Origin of the sequence: Paracoccus indicus (genome assembly GCF_003056335.1) — a bacterium.
Classification (GTDB): Bacteria; Pseudomonadota; Alphaproteobacteria; order Rhodobacterales; family Rhodobacteraceae; genus Paracoccus; species Paracoccus indicus.
Genome location: NZ_PYWA01000007.1, coordinates 108,280 through 127,745, shown reverse-complemented (window position 1 = coordinate 127,745; position 19,466 = coordinate 108,280). Strand labels below are relative to the sequence as shown.

Below are 19,466 nucleotides of genomic sequence, written 5' to 3'. Positions count from 1 at the left end.
TCGGTCTTCCGGCTGCCCGTAAAGGGAGCGGTAGAAAGTCTTTGCTCACGCATGTCAAAGGATGAACGAATCGAACTAAAAGGCAAGTCTGTTTTACGCGCAGGCGGGGGCCCGCGCGTGAAGCTTGCATGACATTGCGCCCGTTCAGCGCAGGTCGGGGGCGGTCGCCTCGGCCTTCAACAGGGCCACGACCTCGTCCAGGGGCAGGGTCCGGCTGCCCTGTGCGTCAAGGCGACGCAGCGAGACTGTGCGATCCTCGACCTCCTTCATGCCGATGGCCATGATCGCGGGGACCTTGCCGACGGAATGTTCACGGACCTTGTAGTTGATCTTCTCGTTCCTCGTGTCGGCCTCGGCGCGGATGCCGGCGGCCTGCAGGGCTGCGACGACCTCATGGACGTAATCGTCGGCGTCCGAGACGATCGAGGCTACGACGACCTGACGCGGGGCCAGCCAGAAGGGCAGTTTGCCCGCGTGGCTTTCGATCAGGATGCCGATGAAGCGCTCGAAGCTGCCCAGAACGGCGCGGTGCAGCATGATGGGACGGTGCTTATGCCCGTCCTGACCGACATATTCCGCATCCAGTCGTTCGGGCAGGTTGGGGTCAACCTGCAAGGTGCCGCACTGCCAGTCCCGCCCGATGGCGTCGGTCAGCACGAATTCCAGCTTGGGACCGTAGAAGGCGCCTTCGCCGGGGAAGATCGTGTAGTCATAGCCCGCAGCCTGACAGGCATTGCCCAGGGCCGCCTCGACCCGGTCCCAGCTTTCGTCGGACCCGATGCGCTTTTCGGGGCGCGTCGACAGCTTGATCCGCCAGCCGGTAAAGCCCAGATCGGCATAGATGCCCGCCAGGAAGTCGATGAACTTCTTGGTCTCGGCCTCGATCTGATCCTCGGTGCAGAAGATGTGGGCGTCGTCCTGCGTGAAGCCGCGTACCCGCATGATGCCATGCAGCGCGCCTGATGGTTCATAGCGGTTGCACGACCCGAATTCGGCCATGCGCAGCGGCAGGTCGCGATAGGATTTCAGGCCGTGGTTGAAGATCTGCACGTGGCAGGGGCAGTTCATCGGCTTCAGCGCGTTGATGGTCTTGGTCTTGGCGTGTTCCTCATCGACTTCGACGATGAACATGTTGTCCTGATAGTTTTCCCAATGGCCGGATTCCTCCCACAGCTTGCGGCTGACGACCTGAGGGGTGTTCACCTCGACATAGCCGTCGGCGCGCTGCTTGCGGCGCATGTAATCCTGCAGCGTGGTATAGATGTTCCAGCCGTTCGCATGCCAGAAGATCTGGCCGGGGGCCTCCTCCTGCATGTGGAACAGGTCCATCTCGCGGCCCAGCTTGCGGTGGTCGCGCTTGGCGGCCTCCTCCAGCATGGTCATATGCGCCTTGAGGTCGTCGCGGTTGCGGAAGGCTACGCCATAGATGCGCTGCAGCTGGGGACGCGTCGCATCGCCCAGCCAATAGGCCCCGGCGATATGGGTCAGCTTGAAGGCGTCGGCCGGCAGCTGGCCGGTGTTCTGCAAGTGGGGACCGCGGCAGAGGTCCTGCCAGTCGCCGTGCCAGTACATCCGCAGATCCTCGCCCTCGGGGATGCGGTCGATCAGCTCCAGCTTGAAGGGTTCGTTCGCGGCCTTGTAATGCGCGATGGCGCGGTCGCGGTCCCAGACCTCGGTGCGGACGGGTTCGCGGGCGGTGATGATCTTCTTCATCTCCGCCTCGATCGCGCCCAGATCTTCGGGCGTGAAGGGCTCGGCACGGTCGAAGTCATAGAACCAGCCGTAATCGCGGACCGGACCGATGGTGACCTTCACGTCGGGCCAGATCGACTGGACGGCGCGGGCCATGACATGGGCGAAATCATGGCGGATCAGTTCCAGTGCCTGTTCCTCGTCCTTCATGGAATGGATGGCGATCTGCCCGCTGGTCGTGATGGGCCAAGCAAGGTCGATGTGCCGCCCGTCAAGGCTGGCGCTGATGGCGCGCTTGGCAAGGCTGGGGGCGATGCTTTCGGCCACCTGGGCGGCGGTGACGCCTGCCTGATATTCGCGCGAATTGCCATCGGGGAAGGTGAGGGAAATCTGGGACATAGGTCCTCCTCGTCGGTTTGGCGCCCACGGAACGCCCGGTTGCGGGTTATGATAAGGCCGCAGGAATGGACCCGCGCGCAAAAACTGTCAAGATGAGTGCTGGCAGCAATCAGGATGACCCGATGAGAGACATAGAAGAACAGCTGTTCGAGGCGCTGGTCGATGACCCCGAACCCGACGGTGGGCTGGACGAGGACCAGAAACAGGCCGAGCCGCGCAATTTCCTGCGCCACGTCGCGGCGCTTTCGGGTTCTAAGCTGGGGGATGGGCTGGTCGATGCCAAGCTGGTGCTGTCATGGCTGCTGACGCATCTGGGCGCGGGATCGGTCTTCATCGGCCTGCTGGTTCCCGTGCGCGAGGCAGGATCGCTGTTGCCGCAGCTGTTCACGGCGGGGGCCATCGGGGCGTTGCCGCGGCGCAAATGGGTCTGGGCGGTGGGCAGCGTCGTGCAGGGGCTGGCCGCGCTTGGGATCGCGGGCGTGGCGCTGACCATGCAGGGGGCGGCGGCGGGGCTGGCCATTGTCGGGCTGCTGGCAGTGCTGGCACTGGCACGTTCGGCCTGTTCGGCCAGTTACAAGGACATCCTTGGCAAGACGGTCGGCAAGTCGCGGCGCGGATCGGCCACCGGGCTTGCCAGCAGCATCGGGGCGGCGGGCGTCATCATCTTCGCGCTGCTGCTGCTGTGGGGGCCGGTGGATCGCGCGCCGCTGGTCGTGGGCGCGATCCTGCTGGCGGGCGCGGCCTGGATCACAGGCGGCGCGATCCTTGCGACGCTGGACGAGGTCGCGCAGCCGAAGACGGGCGCGCTTGGCCTACGCGAATCCATAGCGCAGCTGCGGCTGCTGAGGCGCGACGGGCAATTGGCGCGCTTCGTGGTTGCGCGGTCGCTGCTGGTGGGGACGGCCCTGGCGCCGCCATTCCTTCTGGTGCTGGCGGCGGGACAGGATGCGGACGACCGGCAGTTGGGGCTGCTGGTGCTGGCCTCGGCGCTGGCGTCGCTTGTGTCATCCTGGGTCTGGGGGCGGATGGCCGACCGCTCGGCCCGGCGGGTGCTGATCTGGTCGGGGGCCGCGGCAGCTGTCGCGCTGGCATTCGCTATAGTGCTGAATGCTGTGGGTCTGGCGGGGCATGCCGTCGCCATCGCGGTGGTTTTGTTTGGCCTGATGATCGCCTATCACGGCGTCAGGCAGGGGCGATCCACCTATCTGGTGGACATGGCGCCCGACGACCAGCGCGCGGCCTATACCGCCGTGTCGAACCTGGTGGTCGGCATCGTGATCCTGGTGGCGGGGGCCGCATCGGCGGCGCTGGCGGCCTTGGGCGCCCCATGGGTCATCGCGGTCTTTGCGCTGGCATCCGTTGCCGGGGCATGGGTCGCCTATGGATTGGACGAGGTTGGATGATGAACGACTATCTGGATACGCCTTCGGGGCGGCGCATCGCCTATCGGCGCACGATGGGGCAGGGGCCCGGCGTGATCTTCCTGGGCGGGTTCAAATCCGACATGACCGGCACCAAGGCCGTGCATCTTGAGGATTGGGCCCGCGCGAAGGGCCGCGCCTTCCTGCGCTTCGATTACTCCGGCCATGGTGACAGCAGCGAGGCTTTCGAGGATGGCTGCATCGGCGATTGGGCCGAGGATGCGTTTCAGGCGATCACTTCCCTGACGACAGGGCCGCAGGTGCTGGTGGGGTCATCCATGGGCGGCTGGATCAGCCTGCTGGTCGCGCGCCGGATGCCTGAGCGCGTAGCGGGTCTCGTGACCATCGCGGCCGCCCCCGATTTCACAGAACGCGGCTTCTGGCCCGGTTTCTCGCAGGATCAGCGTGAAGCCCTGATGCGGGACGGCAGGCTGGAGCTGCCAAGCGATTATGCCGATCAGCCCTATGTCATCACCCGCCGCCTGATCGAGGACGGGCGCGACCAGCAGGTTCTGAACCGGCCGCTGGACCTGCCCTTCCCGGTGCGTCTGCTGCAGGGGACCGCCGACACGGATGTGCCGATGCAATGGGCGCTGGACCTGATGGATCACGCGACCTCGCCGGACCTGCGGCTGACGATGGTGAAGGGCGCCGATCATCGCTTTTCGACGCCCGAATGCCTGGATCTGGTAACCGATACGATCAGCGCATTGCCGATTAGGACCTGATCAGAACGGCAGGGTGTAATGGTCGCCCATGTCGGGCTTGTCGCCGGTGACCTTCGACTTGGCGATCTGGAATAGGAAGGTGGTGCTGCCTCCGGTGGCCCAGACCTCGGCCTCGGAGAGGGTCAGGTGCATCAGCTGCACGTCGGGGTCGTCCTTGCCGCCCTCGAACCAGCTGGAGGCGACGGCGTTCCAGATCTCGTCCAGTTTCGCGCGGTCGTCGGAGAGCGACAGACTGCCGTGGATGCGGGTATAGATGCCCTGTCCGGCGTCGGTGACGACGTGGATGGCGTCCTTGGGACCGCCGGCCAAGGTTTCGGCAAGGTCGGTGCCCTTGGCGCCGATGAACCACAGCGTGGATTGATCACGGTCCGCGTAATGCGACATGGGCACCAGCCGAGGATCCTCGGTGGTGCCCAGCATGCCTGCGTTCACATCGTCAAGCCGGTCCCAGAACTGATCGGCGTGCTTGTCATGGTCGGTCATGGAAATCTCCCTTGGTCGCCTGATGCGACCGTCGGGAAGACAACGACACGCGCGACTGGCGGTTCCGCCAAGCTCAAACGGCGATCTTGCCGTCATCCATGGTATCGACGCTGCCGCAATCGGGGTTCTTGGCACCTTCCTTGCGGCGGCGCTTGGGCTTGATCGAGTCCGGCAGGGCGGCGTTCTCGTCGATGAAGTCCAGAACCAGCGGGCGGATGTTCAGGCGCCAAGACTTGCCGGCAAAGATGCCATAATGCCCGGCGCCCGGTTCCAGATGCTGCACCTTCTTGTCGGCGGGAACGCCGCTGCACAGGTCCAGCGCCGCGACGCATTGCCCGGGGGCCGAGATGTCGTCGTTTCCACCCTCGACCGTCATGACGGCGACGTCGGTGATCTTGCTGATATCGACTGGCGTGCCGTTCACGGTGAAGCGGTTCTGCGCGATCTCAAGGTTCTTGAAGATACGTTCAACCGTCGAGAGGTAGAATTCCGCCGTCATGTCCATCACGGCCAGGTATTCGTCATAGAACTTGTTGTGCTTGTCGGCGTCCGATGCGGTGCCGCGCGCCTCGGCGAAGATCTGGTTGATGAAGGCGCGGCTGTGGGATTCCGCGTTCATGGCGATGAAGCTGCCCAGCTGCGCCAGTCCCGGATAGACCATCCGCCCCGCGCCGCGATATTTGAAGCCGACGGATTGGATGACCAGATGCTCCAGCTCACCCATAGTGATGCGGTTGCCGAAATCGGTCACCTCGGTCGCGGCGGCATCGGGGTCGACAGGGCCGCCGATCAGGGTCAGCGTGCGGGGCTGGGCCTTGGGATCCTCGGCCGCCAGGATGGCTGTCGCGGCCAGCGCAAGGGGCGCGGGCTGGCAGACGGCGATGACATTGGTGTCGGGGCCCAGATGCTTGATGAAATCCACCAGATAGCTGGTGTAATCCTCGATGTCGAACTTGCCCTCGCTGACGGGGATGTCGCGGGCGTTGTGCCAATCGGTGACGTAAACCTCGCAGTCGGGCAGAAGCGAGATGACGGTCGAGCGCATCAGCGTCGCGTAATGGCCCGACATGGGCGCGACCAGCAGCACCTTGCGCGGCATGGGATCGCGGCGTGCGACGCGGAAGTGGATCAGGTCGCCGAAGGGGCGCTTCAGCTCGGGTTCGACATAGATGATGTGGTCCTGGCCATCCTCACCCACGATGCTGGGGATTTCCCAATCGGGTTTCATGACCATGCGGCTGAAGCTGCGTTCGGTGACGCGACCCCATGCGCTGAGCAGGTGGAACGCCGGATTGGGCACCAGTGCGAAGGCGGGGTAGGAGCCCATGGCGCGGGCCGTCGCACCCAGCCATTCGTTCGTGTTCCTGATCGTTTCCATCGCGTCATAGGACACGATGCCCTTGATACCCTTGACCGGCATGTCATCCACCATCTTGCTGCACTGCGGCATCGCTGTCTTCGCCATCGGAGCCGACCGAATTTCGGTCACAAGCCGGGTTTACGCCTTGCCTGCCCTGCGCGTATCATTCCCATATTATTAGGGGGGAATGTTTCATATGGCAAGCCAGCCAAGGAATTCGGACAAAGAAGTTACCGGGGCAGGGCAGAAGAAGCCAGCAAGTGGCAGGTCGCGCAGCCGCGCCAATGCGGCGGATGCGACAGCCCCGAAGACGTCGGATGATGCTGCAGTGCAGCAAGATGCGGCCGCGCAGAAGAAACCGACCGCAGCACCGCGCAGAAGAACACGAAAGCCATCTGCCAAGGCCGCGCCCAAGGTGGATGCCAACCCGGAACCGCAGGCGGGGGATCAGGGTGCGGAAAAGACACCGGATCCCATTCGGGACATTCAGGACAGTCAGCAGGAGGCCGCCCGCATGTTGTCGCGCATGGCGGATATGGGGCATGGCCCGACCGCGCAGAAGCTGGCCGAGAACATCGAACGGATCGAGGGGCTGGGCCAGCGCCTGATGCAGGCCTTCGGATCGCGCAGCCTGCCCAACCCCGGCGTCGAGGGGCCGGGCCCGGACCTGTTCATGACCGCCACCAGCGCCTTCATGAAGACGCTGAGCGAACATCCCACCCGCATGTTGGAAACGCAGGTCTCCTATTGGGCCGAGACGCTGACGAATTATTCCCGCGCCCAGCAGGCGCTGGCCAAGGGCCAGCTGTCCGCCCCCGAGGATGAGAATGCGGACGATCGCCGGTTCTCGAACCCGCTGTGGAAAAGCCATCCCTATTTCAACCTGATCAAGAAGCAGTATCAGACCAATGCCCGCGCGCTTCGCGATGCCGCCAGCGAATTGCAGCTGCCCGATCAGATCGCGCGCAGGCGGGTCGACTGGCTGACCAATCAGATCATCGACATGATGGCGCCGACGAATTTCCTGGCCACCAATCCCGACGCGCTGGAAAAGGCCATCGAGACCGAGGGCGAAAGCCTTGTCCGCGGGCTTGAGAACCTTGTCCGCGACGTCGAGATGAACGGCGGCGAGATGGTCGTCTCGCTGGCAGATCGCAACGCATTTGCCGTGGGCGACAACATCGGAACCGCTCCGGGAACCGTGGTCCACCGCGCACCCTTGTACGAGCTGATCCAATACGCGCCCACGACCGACAAGGTTCACGCGTTGCCCTTGATCATCTTCCCGCCCTGGATCAACAAGTTCTACATCCTGGACCTCAAGCCACAGAACAGCATGATCCGTTGGCTGCTGGAACAGGGGCATACCCTGTTCATCGTCAGCTGGAAGAACCCCGGGCCGGAACTGTCCGAGACCGGGATGGAGGATTACATCGCGGCCTATCTGGATGCGATGGACAGGGTCCGCGATCTGACCGGACAGGAGAAGCTGAACGCCGTCGGCTATTGCATTGCGGGTACCACGCTATCGCTGACGCTGGCCCTGCTGGAACAACGCGGTGACAAGCGGATCAACTCGGCCACCTTGTTCACGACGCTGACGGATTTTTCGGATCAAGGGGAATTCACCAGCTTCCTGCAGAACGATTTCGTCTCGGGCATCGCCGAGGAGGTCAAACGCCACGGGTTGCTGCGCGCCCACCTGATGTCGCGCACCATGAGCTTTCTGCGCGCCAACGATCTGGTCTGGGGCCCGGCGATCCGAAGCTACATGATGGGCGAGGCGCCACCGGCCTTCGACCTGCTGTTCTGGAACGGCGACAGCACCAACCTGCCGGGGCGCATGGCCATGCAATACCTGCACGGGCTGTGCCAAGAGAACGCCTTCGCAGGCGAGGGCTTCGAGATCATGGGCCGACGTCTGCATATTTCCGACGTTAAGGTGCCCCTGTGCGCCATCGCCTGCGAAACCGACCATATCGCACCTTGGAAGGACTGCTGGCGGGGCGTGGCCGCCATGGGCACCCGCGACCGGACCTTCATCCTGTCGCAGTCAGGGCATATCGCAGGCATCGTGAACCCGCCCTCCAAGAAGAAATACGGGCATTACGTCAGCGACGACGACTTCACCAGTGGCCACGAGGAATGGCGGGAATCGGCCAGCTTCCACGAGGGCAGCTGGTGGCCGCGATGGGGCGAGTGGCTAGCCGAAAGGGCAGGGCAGATGGTCGATGCGCGCATGCCCGAAGATGGGCTGGAACCCGCGCCCGGCAGCTATGTCCACGAACGTGCCGGCTGACAGGGGCAGGGGTAGATCGACGGATCAAGGGTTTACGCCGAACTGCCAGAACGCGACCCGATTCTGCTGCAGTGCAGAAGATGACCCTTGAAATGCTGCACTGCAGCATGCATATTGGGGCCACGGAATAGAAGCGACGATTGTTCCCTATCCAAGTCTCTCTGTCGTCGCAGTTACAGGAGTATACGTTATGGCCAAGACCCCCGATTTTGCGAAGACGATGCAGGACATGATGGCGAACTTCCCGATCGACACCAGCTCAATGCAGGATGCGATGAAATCCCAGAGCATGCTGGGCGAGAAGCTGGCAAAGGTCGCACTGACCGCCGCCGAACGCTCGACCGAGATCTCGGCGCAGTGGGCCAAGGATTCGATCGCCCGCATGGGCGAAATGACCTCGAAGAAGGAAGAGCCCGCCGATTACGCCAAGGCCATGAGCGATTTCGCGTCCTCTTCGGCCGAAATGGCCGCCGAGCACATGGCCGCCTATGCCGAAGTCGCCAAGAAGGTTCAGATGGACACCGTCGACCTGATGCTGACGGCCGGCAAGGACATGGCTTCGGACGCGCAGAAGGTTGCTGAGAAAGCAACCCGCGACACGCAGGCCGCAGCCAAGAAGGCCGCGACGGCGACGACCGCCACTGCAAAGTAATCAGGCCGAGTCATCAGTACGACCGACGTGGTCACGAAAGGGCAGCTTCGGCTGCCCTTTTTCGTGCGCGCTGCAGTGCAGGATTTTTTCCTTTGCCTTTTGCATGTGCAGCTTTCATCATGGTCGAAACGACCCCAAGGAAGCCCTGATGGCCGCATCATCCGCGCCCCTGCTGATTAAGCGTTATGCAAGCCGGCGCCTGTACAACACCGAGACCAGCGACTACGTGACCCTCGAAGATATCGCCGCCTTCATTCGCGAGGGTCGTGATGTCAAGATCGTCGATCTGAAGTCCGGCGACGATCTGACCCGCCAGTACATGCTTCAGATCATCGCCGAACATGAAAGCCGCGGCGAAAGCGTCCTTCCACTGGACGTGCTGACCGATCTGGTCCGGAGCTACACGACCAACGCCCAATCCGTCGTCCCGCAGTTCCTTGCCGCCAGCTTCGAGATGCTGCGTGACGGGCAGTCAAAGGTCATGGAGAACATGTCGGCAATCCCGAATCCGATGTCGTCCATGCCGGGGTTCGAGGCCCTGCAACGCCAGCAGCAGATGTTCCTAAAGACCATGATGGGCGGCTGGCGCGGCGGCGCATCCGGCCCGGAACCCGAAGACGAGACGTCCGAGACATCCGCACCGGCCACCGAGGATGCACAGGATATGGCCGAAATTCGGCGCCAATTGGCCGAGCTGCAAAAGCGTATTTCCAAGCTCTGAGATCATGCTTGCGGATCGCCGCATCACAGGCTAGACCCCATCCCACGGAGCGGTGGCCGAGTGGTCGAAGGCGCACGCCTGGAAAGTGTGTAGGCGGGGAACCGTCTCGAGGGTTCGAATCCCTCTCGCTCCGCCACATTCAGACACCGAATCCGTCCAATGGCCCCGCTTGGGGCCTTTTTTCTTTTTGTTTCAAAGGGTGTTGGCAGCGCCATCCGCCCTTCGGAGACCGGGCGCTTGACGTAGAATGGGTCTCCGAATGGCCTGCGTCTCTCTTCGAGCGCCCCTCGACGGCCGCAGGACGGCGCAAAACATCGTAGCGTTTTCAATGAGTTGCCACGTTCATGGGGTCGCCCCGTTCGCGAGATAATCCGGTGACGGAGACGGACGCGAAGGCGCAGGGCGGTCAGAAGGACGGCTCCGTGGCGGCCGATCACCAGGCCTTGGCGCTGGTGCATAGGGCCGGCGACAGCAGCGAAATCCCTGCCGGAAGTCTCTGATGACAAACAGACTTCGCGCCCATAGCCTGGCGCAATGTCGAACGGGCCCTGGACGGATGAAGAGAACGATCTGATCGTCGCGGATTACTTCGCGATGCTGGCCGACGACATCTCCGGGCGCCGCTACAGCAAGGCCGAGCATCGCCGAGCGCTGCTGCCGCTGCTGAAAGACCGGTCCGAGGGGTCCGTCGAGTTCAAGCACCAGAATATCAGCGCGGTGCTGAAGGGGCTCGGCGAGGACTGGATCCCCGGTTACAAACCCGCGTTCAACTTCCAGATGACCTTGGTGGATGCCGTGGCGCGGTGGCTGGCGCTGAACCCGGCTTGGCTCGGGCGCGAACCTGGCCTGCAACCCGCAGGCGGTTTGCGCGAGGCGGTGCAGATCTGGGTGGGGCCGCCGCCGACGCTGTCGAACCAGCCGCCGCCGCAGGAGCTGGAGCAGATGCTGCACATCGCCCGCAAGTTCGACGTGGCGGGCCGGGATGAGCGCAACCGAGCCCTCGGCCGCGCGGGAGAGGAACGTGTGCTGGCGCATGAACGGGCGTCTCTACGCTTGGCGGGACGGGACGATCTGGCGCGCAAGGTGCGCTGGGTGTCGGAGGAGGATGGCGATGGCGCGGGCTACGACATCGCGAGTTTCGGGCCGGACGGCCGGACACGGCTGATCGAGGTCAAGACGACGAACGGATGGGAGCGCACGCCCTTCCACATCACCCGCAACGAACTGGCCGTGGCCGAGGAGCGTCGGTCGGAATGGCGTCTGTTCCGCCTGTGGAATTTCTCACGCGAGCCGAAGGCGTTCGAACTGCATCCGCCGCTGGACGCGCATGTCTCGCTGACGGCGACGACGTTTCAGGCAAGCTTTCACTGAGGATCAGTCGAACACCCGTTCCGGCTGTTCGTGCCACGGCAGGGCCGCGACGTCGGTTAGTTTCAACAGGGTCACGGCGGGCACCTCGCGCTTGTAGACCAGTCGCTTGAGGACACCCGGCGCGAGATAGGCGAGCCGCAGCTGGCGGCTGACATGGCGTTCGGCCAGCCCAACGGCTTTTGCCAGATCGGTGACCGTATTGAACTCGCCAGCTTCCATGCGCCGCCGCCAGCCCCACGCCCGACCAATGGCGCGCAGGATATGCGGATCCTGCGTCCGGTCTTCGCTGGGCAGATAGGTGGCGGGCGGCATAATCTTCGGCCGCCCGTTCTGCTTGCGGACCTTGAGCGGCACGAAGATCCGGAGGGACTCGTCCAGGTTCATCATTCCGCCGCCACCTTCTTTCGTGGCGCCATCATGTCGCGCATGACGCCCGAGACGCCTTCGGTCCGGACATCTATGACCAGCCCCTCGGACGTCACGGTGACCCGGCGCACCAGCAACTGCACGATCCGGGTCTGCTCCGCAGGGAACAGCTGGCCCCAGACGTCGTCGAACGTCTGCAGCGCGGAAATCACGTCGGCCTCGGCGAAGGCGTGACCCTCGCGCGCTATGTGGGCGATGACCTGTGCCGTGATCGACGGGGCGCGCATCACCCGCCGCAACTCGGTCACCACGGCCGCTTCCACGAGGTCGGCAGGAAGACGGCGCGGGATGCCCGCATCGCTGGGTTCGCGATTCTTGATGACGTCCATCGAGACGTAGTACCGGTATCGCCGCGCGCCCTTCTTCGTGCTGCTCGGGGTCATGGCGGCGCCCGTAGCCGTGAAGATCAGTCCCTTAAGCAGCGCGGGCGCCTGCGCGCGGGTGTTGTTGGCGCGCTTTCGCGGGTTCTGCCGCAAGATGGCATGGACCTGATCCCACAGCTGCGCGTCGATGATAGCCTGATGCTCGCCGGGATAGGCCTTGCCCTTGTGGACGGCGTCGCCGCGATAGACGCGGTTCACCAGCACCCTGTAGAGATATCCCTTGTCGACCAATGTGCCCTGCTTGTTGCGGAGCCCTTTGCGGCGCAGTTCGCGCGCCAGCACGGTCGCTGAGCCGACCTCGACGAACCGTTCGAAGATGCCGCGCACGGTGGCGGCCTCTTCCTCGTTCACCACGAGTTTGCGGTCCTTCACATCGTACCCGAGCGGGACATAGCCGCCCATCCACATCCCCTTCATGCGGGAGGCGCGGACCTTGTCGCGGATGCGCTCGGCCGTGACCTCGCGCTCGAACTGCGCGAAGCTGAGCAGGATGTTCAGCGTCAGGCGCCCCATGGACGTGGTGGTGTTGAAGGACTGCGTGACCGACACGAAGGTCACGCCGTTGCGGTCGAAGACCTCAACCAGCTTCGAGAAGTCCATGAGGGATCGCGACAGTCGGTCGATCTTGTAGACCACGACGACATCGATCAGGCCGTCTTCGATGTCTGCCAGAAGCTGCTTGAGACCGGGCCGTTCCAACGTTCCGCCCGAGATGCCGCCGTCGTCATATTGATCGCGGACCAGCACCCAGCCCTCGGAACGCTGGCTGGCGATGTAGGCCTCGCAGGCCTCTCGTTGGGCGTGCAGGCTGTTGAACTCCTGCTCCAGCCCTTCCTCGGACGACTTCCGCGTGTAGATAGCGCAGCGCTGGCGGCGGACGGGATTTGGACGCTGCTCCATCAATCATTCCCCCGCTTTCGTTCGCGCAACCCGAAGAAGCGGTAGCCATTCCAGCGCGTTCCGGTGATCGCCCGCGCTATCGCGGACAGGGATTTGTAGGGGCGGCCCTGCCACTCGAAACCGTCCCGCAAGACCGTGATCGTGTGCTCGACCCCGTTCCATTCGCGGATCAGCCTCGTGCCGACCACGGGATTGCGAGGATCGGCGATCTGGCTCTTGCGCGTCAGGGTGCCGCCGACCTCGTCGGCCAGCAGGTCAAGCATGCGTCGGGTTTCGCGATCAGGACCGCCATACGACAGTTCCTGGATGCGGTAGGCCAATCGGCTCTCGAGGAACGCCCGGCTGTTGTTCGGCGCCGCCGTGGCAAAGATCGTCTGCCACTCTGACTTCAGCTGGGTGACGGACATGGACTTCAACGCGGCCAGGCGCGCGGGGATGGGATCGGGCTTCGTCATGCGTTTCTCCGGTGAGTTGGAGTTGCATGACGGCATTGGTCTTCGGGATAGTGTAGGCAACGTTCTCCAGTATTATCAGATACTTCGCGTCCATTCTGCCCGAGCAGCCGAACCAGCCCGAGCGCCAGCAGGCCGCAAAGCTCGGCGCGGCGCTCGGAGGCGGTCATCTGGTCGGGAGGGAGCGGGTTCGGGCGTCTCATGTCTCGGTAGCCGTGTTCGATGGTGTCGTTACCGATCAAAAGCCACCCAGCCGCCCCCGACGGGACATCTCAGCTGAACGAGATGAGTGAATGCGAACAGGAGGGGAACATCAGGGCTTGCCGATCACGGATTTGTCCATGATCATCGGGAGTTGAATCAAGCGAGAGCAGTTGTTCGATGAGGTGAGTTCATGCCGTGCAAAGCAAGCCCGATCTGTCCCCGTATTTCGGCGCTGATCGAGGACGCGCGCGTGAATCTTGCCCTAACGATTCTCTCGGCCCGGGAGGGCGGTGTTAGTCAACTCGGCCCCCTGAGGCGACGTCGCGGTGTCGAGCCCCGAGCTAGGCACTACGGTCGCGATCTATAGTTCAGCTCAGTATTTTCGGAGATTTATATGGTACGCGCCCCGGCCAGAACTTGCCCCAATCTTTCTCGGCTATTCGACGATGCAGAGCCGGAACTGCTGTCCGGCTTCCTCAAGAGCAAGGCTTTCGAGAGGCTGAGCTGGCTCGCGCCCTACAGGTTCGACCCCGAGAATCCGGACGGTCCGTCGATGCCAGAAATATGCTGCCCCAGGAAAAGAAGGACCGGCTGGGGCCTCTCGAAGCTGAAGCTGCCCGGATCGTCACAATCGCAAGCGACCGTGGCGAGTATGTCCTCGAAGGTCTCGCCAAGACCACGCTCGAACCCGAGCGCGCCAAGGAACTTCTGAACCGGCGGGACAAGCTTGCGCGAAGCCTGTGGGCTTACGCCTACGAACACGGCTTATTTGAAGCGGCGGAGAACAGCCTGCACCTGCGTCTCTACCGGCGCTACGACAAGCACTACCAGACCTTCATGGCCGAGCCTTCGGTCGATGGGGGCCCCGACGCCGGCAGTGCATTGCTCGACGAGCTTCTAGTCGACCTCAACAAGCGTCTCGATCGCGGCGACGGCTACAGCATCGACAAGTTCGACATCCCCGAGGACCGCGATGAACCGGCGGCGGAGATGTACCTGCTGTTCCATCCCGATCCCCCCACGAGCGTTCGGGAGATCGATGACGATGGCAATCGGTCGAGCATCTATTTTCGGCCGCCTGGAGAGGCGATGATCGTCTACACGCCATCGACTGGGCGGGTCCATGTCCGTGCAGGCAACCGAAAGCTCAGGCACACAGTTGCCGAACGCTTCATCGAGACTGCCCTCGAGCAGACTTACTCCAACCAGCCCGTCGACTTTCAGGCTTACGACATTTCGCAGTTCCTGCGGGGGCTCGATCTTGAACCGCCAGAACTCGACGACGTGGCGATCGACCGCGCGCAGGTGATCCGCGCCGACATCAGCATCGGCAATCTCGCCAACCGCCTTTCGCTTTCCACCACGATCGACCAGGACATCTCGGAGATCATCGACAGCCAGCCGGGCCTTCCGAGGGTTTTCGAGCGAGCGCTCGCAATCCGTTTTGTCGAAATTGCGGTCCGGTACTCCCGCGCGGGACGGGATGAGGCGCAAACCCTCAACTTCACGCTCACCGACCGCAACACGAGCAGCCTTCTCAGCATCGACGACCCGTTCGAGCGTGTTCTGGGGCATCGGTTGCTCAGACACTGGAACATCCTTCGTGATGGTCGCGCACCGGGCGATGAGGAGAGCATGGCGGTCATGCCCGCCTTGCTGGCCATCTGGGACATCGGAGCTGAGAGGGTCACCGGTGCATGGCTCCAAGCTCGTGGTGTCGATCCTGGCCTCCTGACCGATCTGGGTTTCCTCGTGCCCGCCGGCTGGGAGGGGGACGACCTGATCGATGATGAAGACGAGGTCGGACCGGTCGCAGCCGAAGTGGTCGTTCGGGTCGATGAGGGAGATGCCGAGGACGGTCACCGAAAGGTGGCCGACCTCAAGGTCGCCGAGGGACAGGTGACGTCTGCGGGCAACCCGGATCGCTACAGGATATATCGGGTGCGCGACGGCTGGGTCGTGCAACATCTGAAGGAACGTCTCGAACAAGTGCTCGATGCGCCTGCAATCGACAAGCTGACCGACCACCTTCTCTACCTTGGAACACTCAGTGTCGATGGCGGGGACGTCCCGATCTATCTCGCGCGCGGTCTCGACCGGGAGAAGGTCCGCTCGGCCGTCGATACTGAGCTTCGGGCGCGCCACAACCTCGGAATAGGTCTTGTCCTGCAGGCCGGCAGCGCTCCCGGACCGTGCCTGGCGGCCAATGTTCTGACGCCGCTTGTTGATCAGATCGACACGCAGCAAGCCGAAATCGCATTGGTCGCAGACAAGCTCCGGTCCGTGTTTCGACGCCATCGGATACTGGCCCGCGGCGGCCAGGCTGTCGAACTCACCCGGGTCGGGGACAACATGGCAACTCTGTTTGTTCCGGGGAAAGGCAGCATCGACATCAAGGGCGAGAACCGCATTGATGTCATCCAACGGCTGGTCGATGCGCATAACGCCGGCCCGATGCCAATGGCGACAGCAGACCTGATCAGCGGGATCGCGGAAGACCAGTCGTTGGCGAACATTTTCAAGCAGCCTCTCTGGAAAAAGCTGACGGCCGACTTCCTGCGAAGCCCCGGAAAAGGGCAATGGGAGATCGCCATCTGACTGCTGGCTCCGATCCGGCTCCGATTGGGGGGTCTGACTAGCTCCGATTCTCCGGGCCAATGGGAGTGCTCCACATCAGAGGAGCACTTCGATGCCGACTCCCTTCCCCTCGCGCCAGGCAGCCCAGACGAGCTGGTCCGGCGCCGCGACGACCAAGCCCACCACCCACAACTCGGAATGGCGCTGCTCGCGCTGTGAAAAGCTGCTCGGCGTCTGCCGGGACGGCCGGATGCACCTGCGCTTCGCGCGGGGGCACGAGTATCTCGTGGGCTTTCCGGTTCAGGCCACCTGCCGCGGCTGCGGCACGCTGAACCACGCGACCGCGCCCGCGCGCTGACGCGCGCATTCACCCAACCCCCTGAAATCGCAGAGACGCGCGACGTCCTGACCTGGCCACGAGAAGGCGCCGGACGCCTGGCCGCAAGGCAGGCGTCCGATGTCCTTCGCGTGGCACGAGATCCGTGATCACCTCATGCATTCATCCTCCAACCTTCACTTCCAGCGCAGTTTCGACGCCGTCCGGCGTGCGCAGGCTGCCCTTGCGCCGTTCCGCGATCCGGCGGCCCTGCTGGACGGGCTGCATCGCACCCCCGGCGATCAGGGCCAGAAGAACGTGATCCTCGCCGCGCTGGTCGGGGCGGCGCAGGGCGACGGGCCCACGTCCGACTGCGCCCTGACGCTGCTGTTGCTGGCGCTCTGGCCCGGCCTCGACGCCATACGACGCCGGTCGCTCTGGCGCAGGCTCGGCAGCGCCGACGAGGTCGCGTCCGACGTTCTGGCGCGCACCACCGAGGCGGTCCGTGGGCTCGACCTCGGGCGCGTCAACTGGATCGCGGCCACGGTGCTGCGCAACGTCGAGCGCGACATGATCCGGGCGCGCCAGCGAGACCAGGCGCGCGAATATCACGCCAGCGGCGCCGACCCCGACGAGGTCGCGGACAACGGCGACAGCGGGATCGGAGCGGCCGGGTACGCGCGCCTGAACGGCGCGGTGCGGAAGCTGCTCGGCGACGACGCCCTTCTGGTGATCCGCGTCGCGATCGAGGGCTTCTCGCAGGCCGAGGTCGCCGTCGAGCTGGGCCTGACCGAGGCCGCCGCCCGCAAGCGGTACCAGCGCGCCATGCGCCGGCTGCACGACGCCCTCGATGAAATCCCCTGAGCCGATGTCCCGATCCTGTCCAGCCGGTGGCTTTTCCCATTCGAGCGCCCCGAGCGCCTTCCCTCCAACCGAAAGCAGACACGCATGAACCGCACTGCCGATCTGTCGCTCGAGGATTTCAGGCGTCTCCCGGGGCTCTATCGCCGCTGGGAGCTGACCGAGGTCTGCGAGCCCAACCGCAACTATCAGATCGAGGACGCCGGCGCCCATGCCGACGGGACGCCGCTCTTGGCGATCTACGTCGCCGAGCCAGCGCCCGACGTCCGCGAGGCCGCGTGATGCGCCTCCTCGATCACATCATCCCACGGAGAACCGCCATGCCGGACCAGCCGGACGACATCACCCGTCTTCGCAAGGCGAGCTACGCGCTCGAAGACCTCCCCGAAACCATCGCCCTCCCGCAGCACGCGGGTGACGAGCCGCGCGAGCCGCTGCCGGTCGTCGAGGCGACCGTCGACGAGATCGCCTTCGCGATCGTGGAAGCGGAGCGCGAGAGCACGGCCGCCTACCGCCGCGCCGATGCGCTGAAGCGGCTCTACAGGCTCGCCCGCGAGGCGGGGTGCATCGGCGCAGATCGCGCCGCCACGGCGGTGATGAAGAAGGTGGGCCAGTGATGGCCCTTCCCATCATCGGCGCCGACGAACGGCTCGCGCAGCGCAAGGGCATCAAGGGCGTCATCTTCGGCCGGTCCGGCATCGGCAAGACCAGCCTGCTCTGGACGCTGAACGCCTCGACCACTCTCTTCCTCGACCTCGAGGCCGGGGATCTGGCGGTCGAGGGCCTGGAGATCGACACGCTCCGGCCGCGCACATGGAAGGAATGCCGCGACTTCGCGGTTTTCATCGGCGGGCCGAACCCGGCGCTGCGCGAGGACCAGCCCTACAGCCAGGCGCATTTCGACGAGGTCTGCGGGCGCTACGGCGATCCCACGGTAATGGGGAAGTACGAGACCGTCTTCATCGACTCGATCACCGTGGCCGGGCGTCTCTGCTTCCAGTGGTGCCGCGGCCAGCTTGAGGCGTTCTCGGAGAAGACCGGCAAGCCAGACGTGCGCGGCGCCTACGGCCTGCACGGGCGCGAGATGATCGGCTGGCTGACCCACCTGCAGCACACGCGCGGCAAGAACGTCTGGTTCGTCGGGATCCTCGACGAGAAGCTCGACGACTTCAACCGCAAGGTCTTCCAGCCGCAGATCGACGGCTCGAAGACCGGGCTCGAACTGCCCGGGATCGTCGATCAGGTCATCACCATGGCCGACATCCCGGACCCGGGCGGCCAGCCGCAGCGCGCCTTCGTCTGCCAGACGCTGAACCCCTGGGGCTATCCGGCCAAGGACCGCTCGGGCCGTCTCGACAGGGTCGAGGCCCCGCATCTCGGACGGCTGATGGAGAAGATCCAGCGCCCTGCGGCGCCTGCCTCCGAACGCCTGACCTGGCCGCCGGTGACCCCGGCTGATCCCGCCCCCGCGCAGGAGCCCGGCCATGGTTGAGCGCATCGCGCCACGCCCGGTGTCCCGATCCGGTCGCCGGGGTGGCTTTTCCCTTCTGACGCCGCTGCGCGTCCCATCCTCCAACTGAAAGGAGCCGCGCAATGTCCGGACCCTGGAACGACTTCAACTCCGCGCAATCGAACGCCAACGTCATGCCGAAGGGCACGCTCGCCAAGGTGCGGCTGACGCTCCGCCCCGGCGGCTTCGACGACCCCTCGCAGGGCTGGACCGGCGGCTGGGCACGCCGCGCCGCCACCGGCGCCGTCTATCTCGACGCCGAATACACGGTGCTCGAGGGACCCTATGCCCGCCGCAAGGTCTGGTCGCTGATCGGCCTCTACAGCCCGAAGGGCCCGGACTGGGCCAACATGGGGCGCGGCCTGATCCGCGGCATCCTCAACTCGGCGCGCGGGGTTTCGGACAAGGACAACTCGCCCGAGGCGCAGGCGCGCCGCCGCATCAACGGGTTCGGTGATCTCGACGGCGTCGAATTCGTCGCCCGCATCGACATCGGGACCGACACCAACGGCGAGGACAAGAACGAGATCCGTGCCGCGGTCACCCCCGATCACCGCGATTACGCCGCGCTGATGAGCACGGTCGCGCCGCAGGTCTCCGCCGCCCCGGCGCAGGGCCACGCCCCGCAGCAGCCCACCACGGCCACCCAGCCCAGCCAGCCCGCGTCCGCCCCCGGCGCCGCCGGTCGGCCGAGCTGGGCGCAGTAAGGGG

19 protein-coding genes and 1 tRNA gene are annotated in these 19,466 nt (G+C 64.5%); 14 read left to right on the top strand and 6 right to left on the bottom strand.

The features are described from left to right. Nucleotides 1-144: 144 nt before the first annotated feature. Nucleotides 145-2,091 (bottom strand): threonine--tRNA ligase, encoded by a 1,947-nt coding sequence (thrS, locus tag DDE75_RS12965; protein ID WP_108502808.1) that lies wholly within the window; start codon nucleotides 2,089-2,091, stop codon nucleotides 145-147. A gap of 122 nt (nucleotides 2,092-2,213) precedes the next feature. Between thrS and DDE75_RS12960 the strand changes: the two genes are divergently transcribed. Continuing rightward, nucleotides 2,214-3,494 carry an MFS transporter gene (locus DDE75_RS12960; protein ID WP_108502807.1) on the top strand — a complete coding sequence of 427 codons (1,281 nt, stop codon included), beginning with the start codon at nucleotides 2,214-2,216 and terminating at the stop codon, nucleotides 3,492-3,494. After that, a complete protein-coding gene (locus DDE75_RS12955; RefSeq protein ID WP_108502911.1) occupies nucleotides 3,494-4,240 on the top strand; it encodes an alpha/beta hydrolase in 747 nt (248 codons plus the stop codon). The genes DDE75_RS12960 and DDE75_RS12955 overlap by 1 nt, the downstream gene beginning before the upstream one ends. On the opposite strand, the gene DDE75_RS12950 is transcribed toward DDE75_RS12955, so the two are convergent. Both DDE75_RS12950 and phaZ read right to left on the bottom strand, forming a co-directional pair. Then, entirely contained in the window at nucleotides 4,241-4,723 is a 483-nt protein-coding gene (locus DDE75_RS12950; protein ID WP_108502806.1) for a pyridoxamine 5'-phosphate oxidase family protein, read from the bottom strand. A 73-nt stretch (nucleotides 4,724-4,796) separates the two neighbouring features. Further along, the gene (gene phaZ / locus DDE75_RS12945; RefSeq protein WP_108502910.1) at nucleotides 4,797-6,128 is read right to left on the bottom strand and encodes a polyhydroxyalkanoate depolymerase; all 1,332 of its coding nucleotides are present in this window, start codon (nucleotides 6,126-6,128) and stop codon (nucleotides 4,797-4,799) included. Nucleotides 6,129-6,498: 370 nt separating this feature from the next. On the opposite strand from phaZ, the gene phaC reads away from it, so the two are divergent. From phaC to DDE75_RS12920, 5 genes are all read left to right on the top strand, one after another. Continuing rightward, nucleotides 6,499-8,382: a class I poly(R)-hydroxyalkanoic acid synthase gene (gene phaC / locus DDE75_RS12940; protein ID WP_418304186.1), complete on the top strand. Its 1,884-nt coding sequence runs from the start codon at nucleotides 6,499-6,501 to the stop codon at nucleotides 8,380-8,382. Between the two features lie 190 nt (nucleotides 8,383-8,572). Continuing rightward, nucleotides 8,573-9,034, top strand: a complete 462-nt coding sequence (locus DDE75_RS12935) for a Phasin (RefSeq protein ID WP_108502805.1) — start codon at nucleotides 8,573-8,575, stop codon at nucleotides 9,032-9,034. A gap of 148 nt (nucleotides 9,035-9,182) precedes the next feature. Further along, a complete protein-coding gene (gene phaR / locus DDE75_RS12930; protein WP_108502908.1) occupies nucleotides 9,183-9,755 on the top strand; it encodes a polyhydroxyalkanoate synthesis repressor PhaR in 573 nt (190 codons plus the stop codon). A gap of 46 nt (nucleotides 9,756-9,801) precedes the next feature. Then, a tRNA-Ser gene (locus DDE75_RS12925) sits at nucleotides 9,802-9,891 on the top strand. Nucleotides 9,892-10,289: 398 nt separating this feature from the next. Next, nucleotides 10,290-11,126 (top strand): protein NO VEIN domain-containing protein, encoded by an 837-nt coding sequence (locus DDE75_RS12920; RefSeq protein WP_108502804.1) that lies wholly within the window; start codon nucleotides 10,290-10,292, stop codon nucleotides 11,124-11,126. Nucleotides 11,127-11,129: 3 nt separating this feature from the next. Here DDE75_RS12920 and DDE75_RS12915 read toward each other — a convergent pair whose 3' ends face one another. Genes DDE75_RS12915 through DDE75_RS12905 form a run of 3 tightly spaced genes read right to left on the bottom strand, consistent with a single transcriptional unit; the run spans nucleotide 11,130 to nucleotide 13,290 of the window. Then, nucleotides 11,130-11,513, bottom strand: coding sequence for a hypothetical protein (locus DDE75_RS12915; RefSeq protein ID WP_108502803.1), 384 nt, complete (start codon nucleotides 11,511-11,513; stop codon nucleotides 11,130-11,132). Further along, nucleotides 11,510-12,835, bottom strand: a complete 1,326-nt coding sequence (locus DDE75_RS12910; protein ID WP_108502802.1) for a recombinase family protein — start codon at nucleotides 12,833-12,835, stop codon at nucleotides 11,510-11,512. The genes DDE75_RS12915 and DDE75_RS12910 overlap by 4 nt, the downstream gene beginning before the upstream one ends. Continuing rightward, entirely contained in the window at nucleotides 12,835-13,290 is a 456-nt protein-coding gene (locus tag DDE75_RS12905; protein WP_108502801.1) for a DUF2924 domain-containing protein, read from the bottom strand. The genes DDE75_RS12910 and DDE75_RS12905 overlap by 1 nt, the downstream gene beginning before the upstream one ends. A 765-nt stretch (nucleotides 13,291-14,055) precedes the next feature. Between DDE75_RS12905 and DDE75_RS12895 the strand changes: the two genes are divergently transcribed. The 7 genes from DDE75_RS12895 (at nucleotide 14,056) to DDE75_RS12865 (ending at nucleotide 19,462) form a co-directional block, all read left to right on the top strand. Next, nucleotides 14,056-16,089: a hypothetical protein gene (locus DDE75_RS12895; protein WP_108502800.1), complete on the top strand. Its 2,034-nt coding sequence runs from the start codon at nucleotides 14,056-14,058 to the stop codon at nucleotides 16,087-16,089. 91 nt (nucleotides 16,090-16,180) lie between these two features. Beyond that, entirely contained in the window at nucleotides 16,181-16,426 is a 246-nt protein-coding gene (locus DDE75_RS12890) for a hypothetical protein (RefSeq protein ID WP_108502799.1), read from the top strand. A 99-nt stretch (nucleotides 16,427-16,525) separates the two neighbouring features. After that, on the top strand, nucleotides 16,526-17,248 hold the full coding sequence (locus tag DDE75_RS12885) for an RNA polymerase sigma factor (RefSeq protein ID WP_108502798.1): 723 nt from the start codon (nucleotides 16,526-16,528) through the stop codon (nucleotides 17,246-17,248). 84 nt (nucleotides 17,249-17,332) lie between these two features. Beyond that, nucleotides 17,333-17,527 (top strand): hypothetical protein, encoded by a 195-nt coding sequence (locus tag DDE75_RS12880; protein ID WP_018303655.1) that lies wholly within the window; start codon nucleotides 17,333-17,335, stop codon nucleotides 17,525-17,527. Nucleotides 17,528-17,565: 38 nt separating this feature from the next. After that, nucleotides 17,566-17,862 carry a hypothetical protein gene (locus tag DDE75_RS12875; protein ID WP_108502797.1) on the top strand — a complete coding sequence of 99 codons (297 nt, stop codon included), beginning with the start codon at nucleotides 17,566-17,568 and terminating at the stop codon, nucleotides 17,860-17,862. Next, nucleotides 17,862-18,737: an ATP-binding protein gene (locus DDE75_RS12870; protein WP_108502796.1), complete on the top strand. Its 876-nt coding sequence runs from the start codon at nucleotides 17,862-17,864 to the stop codon at nucleotides 18,735-18,737. The genes DDE75_RS12875 and DDE75_RS12870 overlap by 1 nt, the downstream gene beginning before the upstream one ends. A gap of 101 nt (nucleotides 18,738-18,838) precedes the next feature. Then, nucleotides 18,839-19,462, top strand: coding sequence for a hypothetical protein (locus DDE75_RS12865; protein ID WP_108502795.1), 624 nt, complete (start codon nucleotides 18,839-18,841; stop codon nucleotides 19,460-19,462). Nucleotides 19,463-19,466 lie beyond the last annotated feature (4 nt).

What these genes read in the sequence shown, in the direction of transcription:
- thrS (WP_108502808.1), bottom strand. Translation starts at nt 2,091, where the DNA reads ATGTCCCAGATTTCCCTCACCTTCCCCGATGGCAATTCGCGCGAATAT.
- DDE75_RS12960 (WP_108502807.1), top strand. Translation starts at nt 2,214, where the DNA reads ATGAGAGACATAGAAGAACAGCTGTTCGAGGCGCTGGTCGATGACCCC.
- DDE75_RS12955 (WP_108502911.1), top strand. Translation starts at nt 3,494, where the DNA reads ATGAACGACTATCTGGATACGCCTTCGGGGCGGCGCATCGCCTATCGG.
- DDE75_RS12950 (WP_108502806.1), bottom strand. Translation starts at nt 4,723, where the DNA reads ATGACCGACCATGACAAGCACGCCGATCAGTTCTGGGACCGGCTTGAC.
- DDE75_RS12935 (WP_108502805.1), top strand. Translation starts at nt 8,573, where the DNA reads ATGGCCAAGACCCCCGATTTTGCGAAGACGATGCAGGACATGATGGCG.
- phaR (WP_108502908.1), top strand. Translation starts at nt 9,183, where the DNA reads ATGGCCGCATCATCCGCGCCCCTGCTGATTAAGCGTTATGCAAGCCGG.
- DDE75_RS12920 (WP_108502804.1), top strand. Translation starts at nt 10,290, where the DNA reads ATGTCGAACGGGCCCTGGACGGATGAAGAGAACGATCTGATCGTCGCG.
- DDE75_RS12915 (WP_108502803.1), bottom strand. Translation starts at nt 11,513, where the DNA reads ATGATGAACCTGGACGAGTCCCTCCGGATCTTCGTGCCGCTCAAGGTC.
- DDE75_RS12910 (WP_108502802.1), bottom strand. Translation starts at nt 12,835, where the DNA reads ATGGAGCAGCGTCCAAATCCCGTCCGCCGCCAGCGCTGCGCTATCTAC.
- DDE75_RS12905 (WP_108502801.1), bottom strand. Translation starts at nt 13,290, where the DNA reads ATGACGAAGCCCGATCCCATCCCCGCGCGCCTGGCCGCGTTGAAGTCC.
- DDE75_RS12895 (WP_108502800.1), top strand. Translation starts at nt 14,056, where the DNA reads ATGCTGCCCCAGGAAAAGAAGGACCGGCTGGGGCCTCTCGAAGCTGAA.
- DDE75_RS12890 (WP_108502799.1), top strand. Translation starts at nt 16,181, where the DNA reads ATGCCGACTCCCTTCCCCTCGCGCCAGGCAGCCCAGACGAGCTGGTCC.
- DDE75_RS12885 (WP_108502798.1), top strand. Translation starts at nt 16,526, where the DNA reads ATGTCCTTCGCGTGGCACGAGATCCGTGATCACCTCATGCATTCATCC.
- DDE75_RS12880 (WP_018303655.1), top strand. Translation starts at nt 17,333, where the DNA reads ATGAACCGCACTGCCGATCTGTCGCTCGAGGATTTCAGGCGTCTCCCG.
- DDE75_RS12875 (WP_108502797.1), top strand. Translation starts at nt 17,566, where the DNA reads ATGCCGGACCAGCCGGACGACATCACCCGTCTTCGCAAGGCGAGCTAC.
- DDE75_RS12870 (WP_108502796.1), top strand. Translation starts at nt 17,862, where the DNA reads ATGGCCCTTCCCATCATCGGCGCCGACGAACGGCTCGCGCAGCGCAAG.
- DDE75_RS12865 (WP_108502795.1), top strand. Translation starts at nt 18,839, where the DNA reads ATGTCCGGACCCTGGAACGACTTCAACTCCGCGCAATCGAACGCCAAC.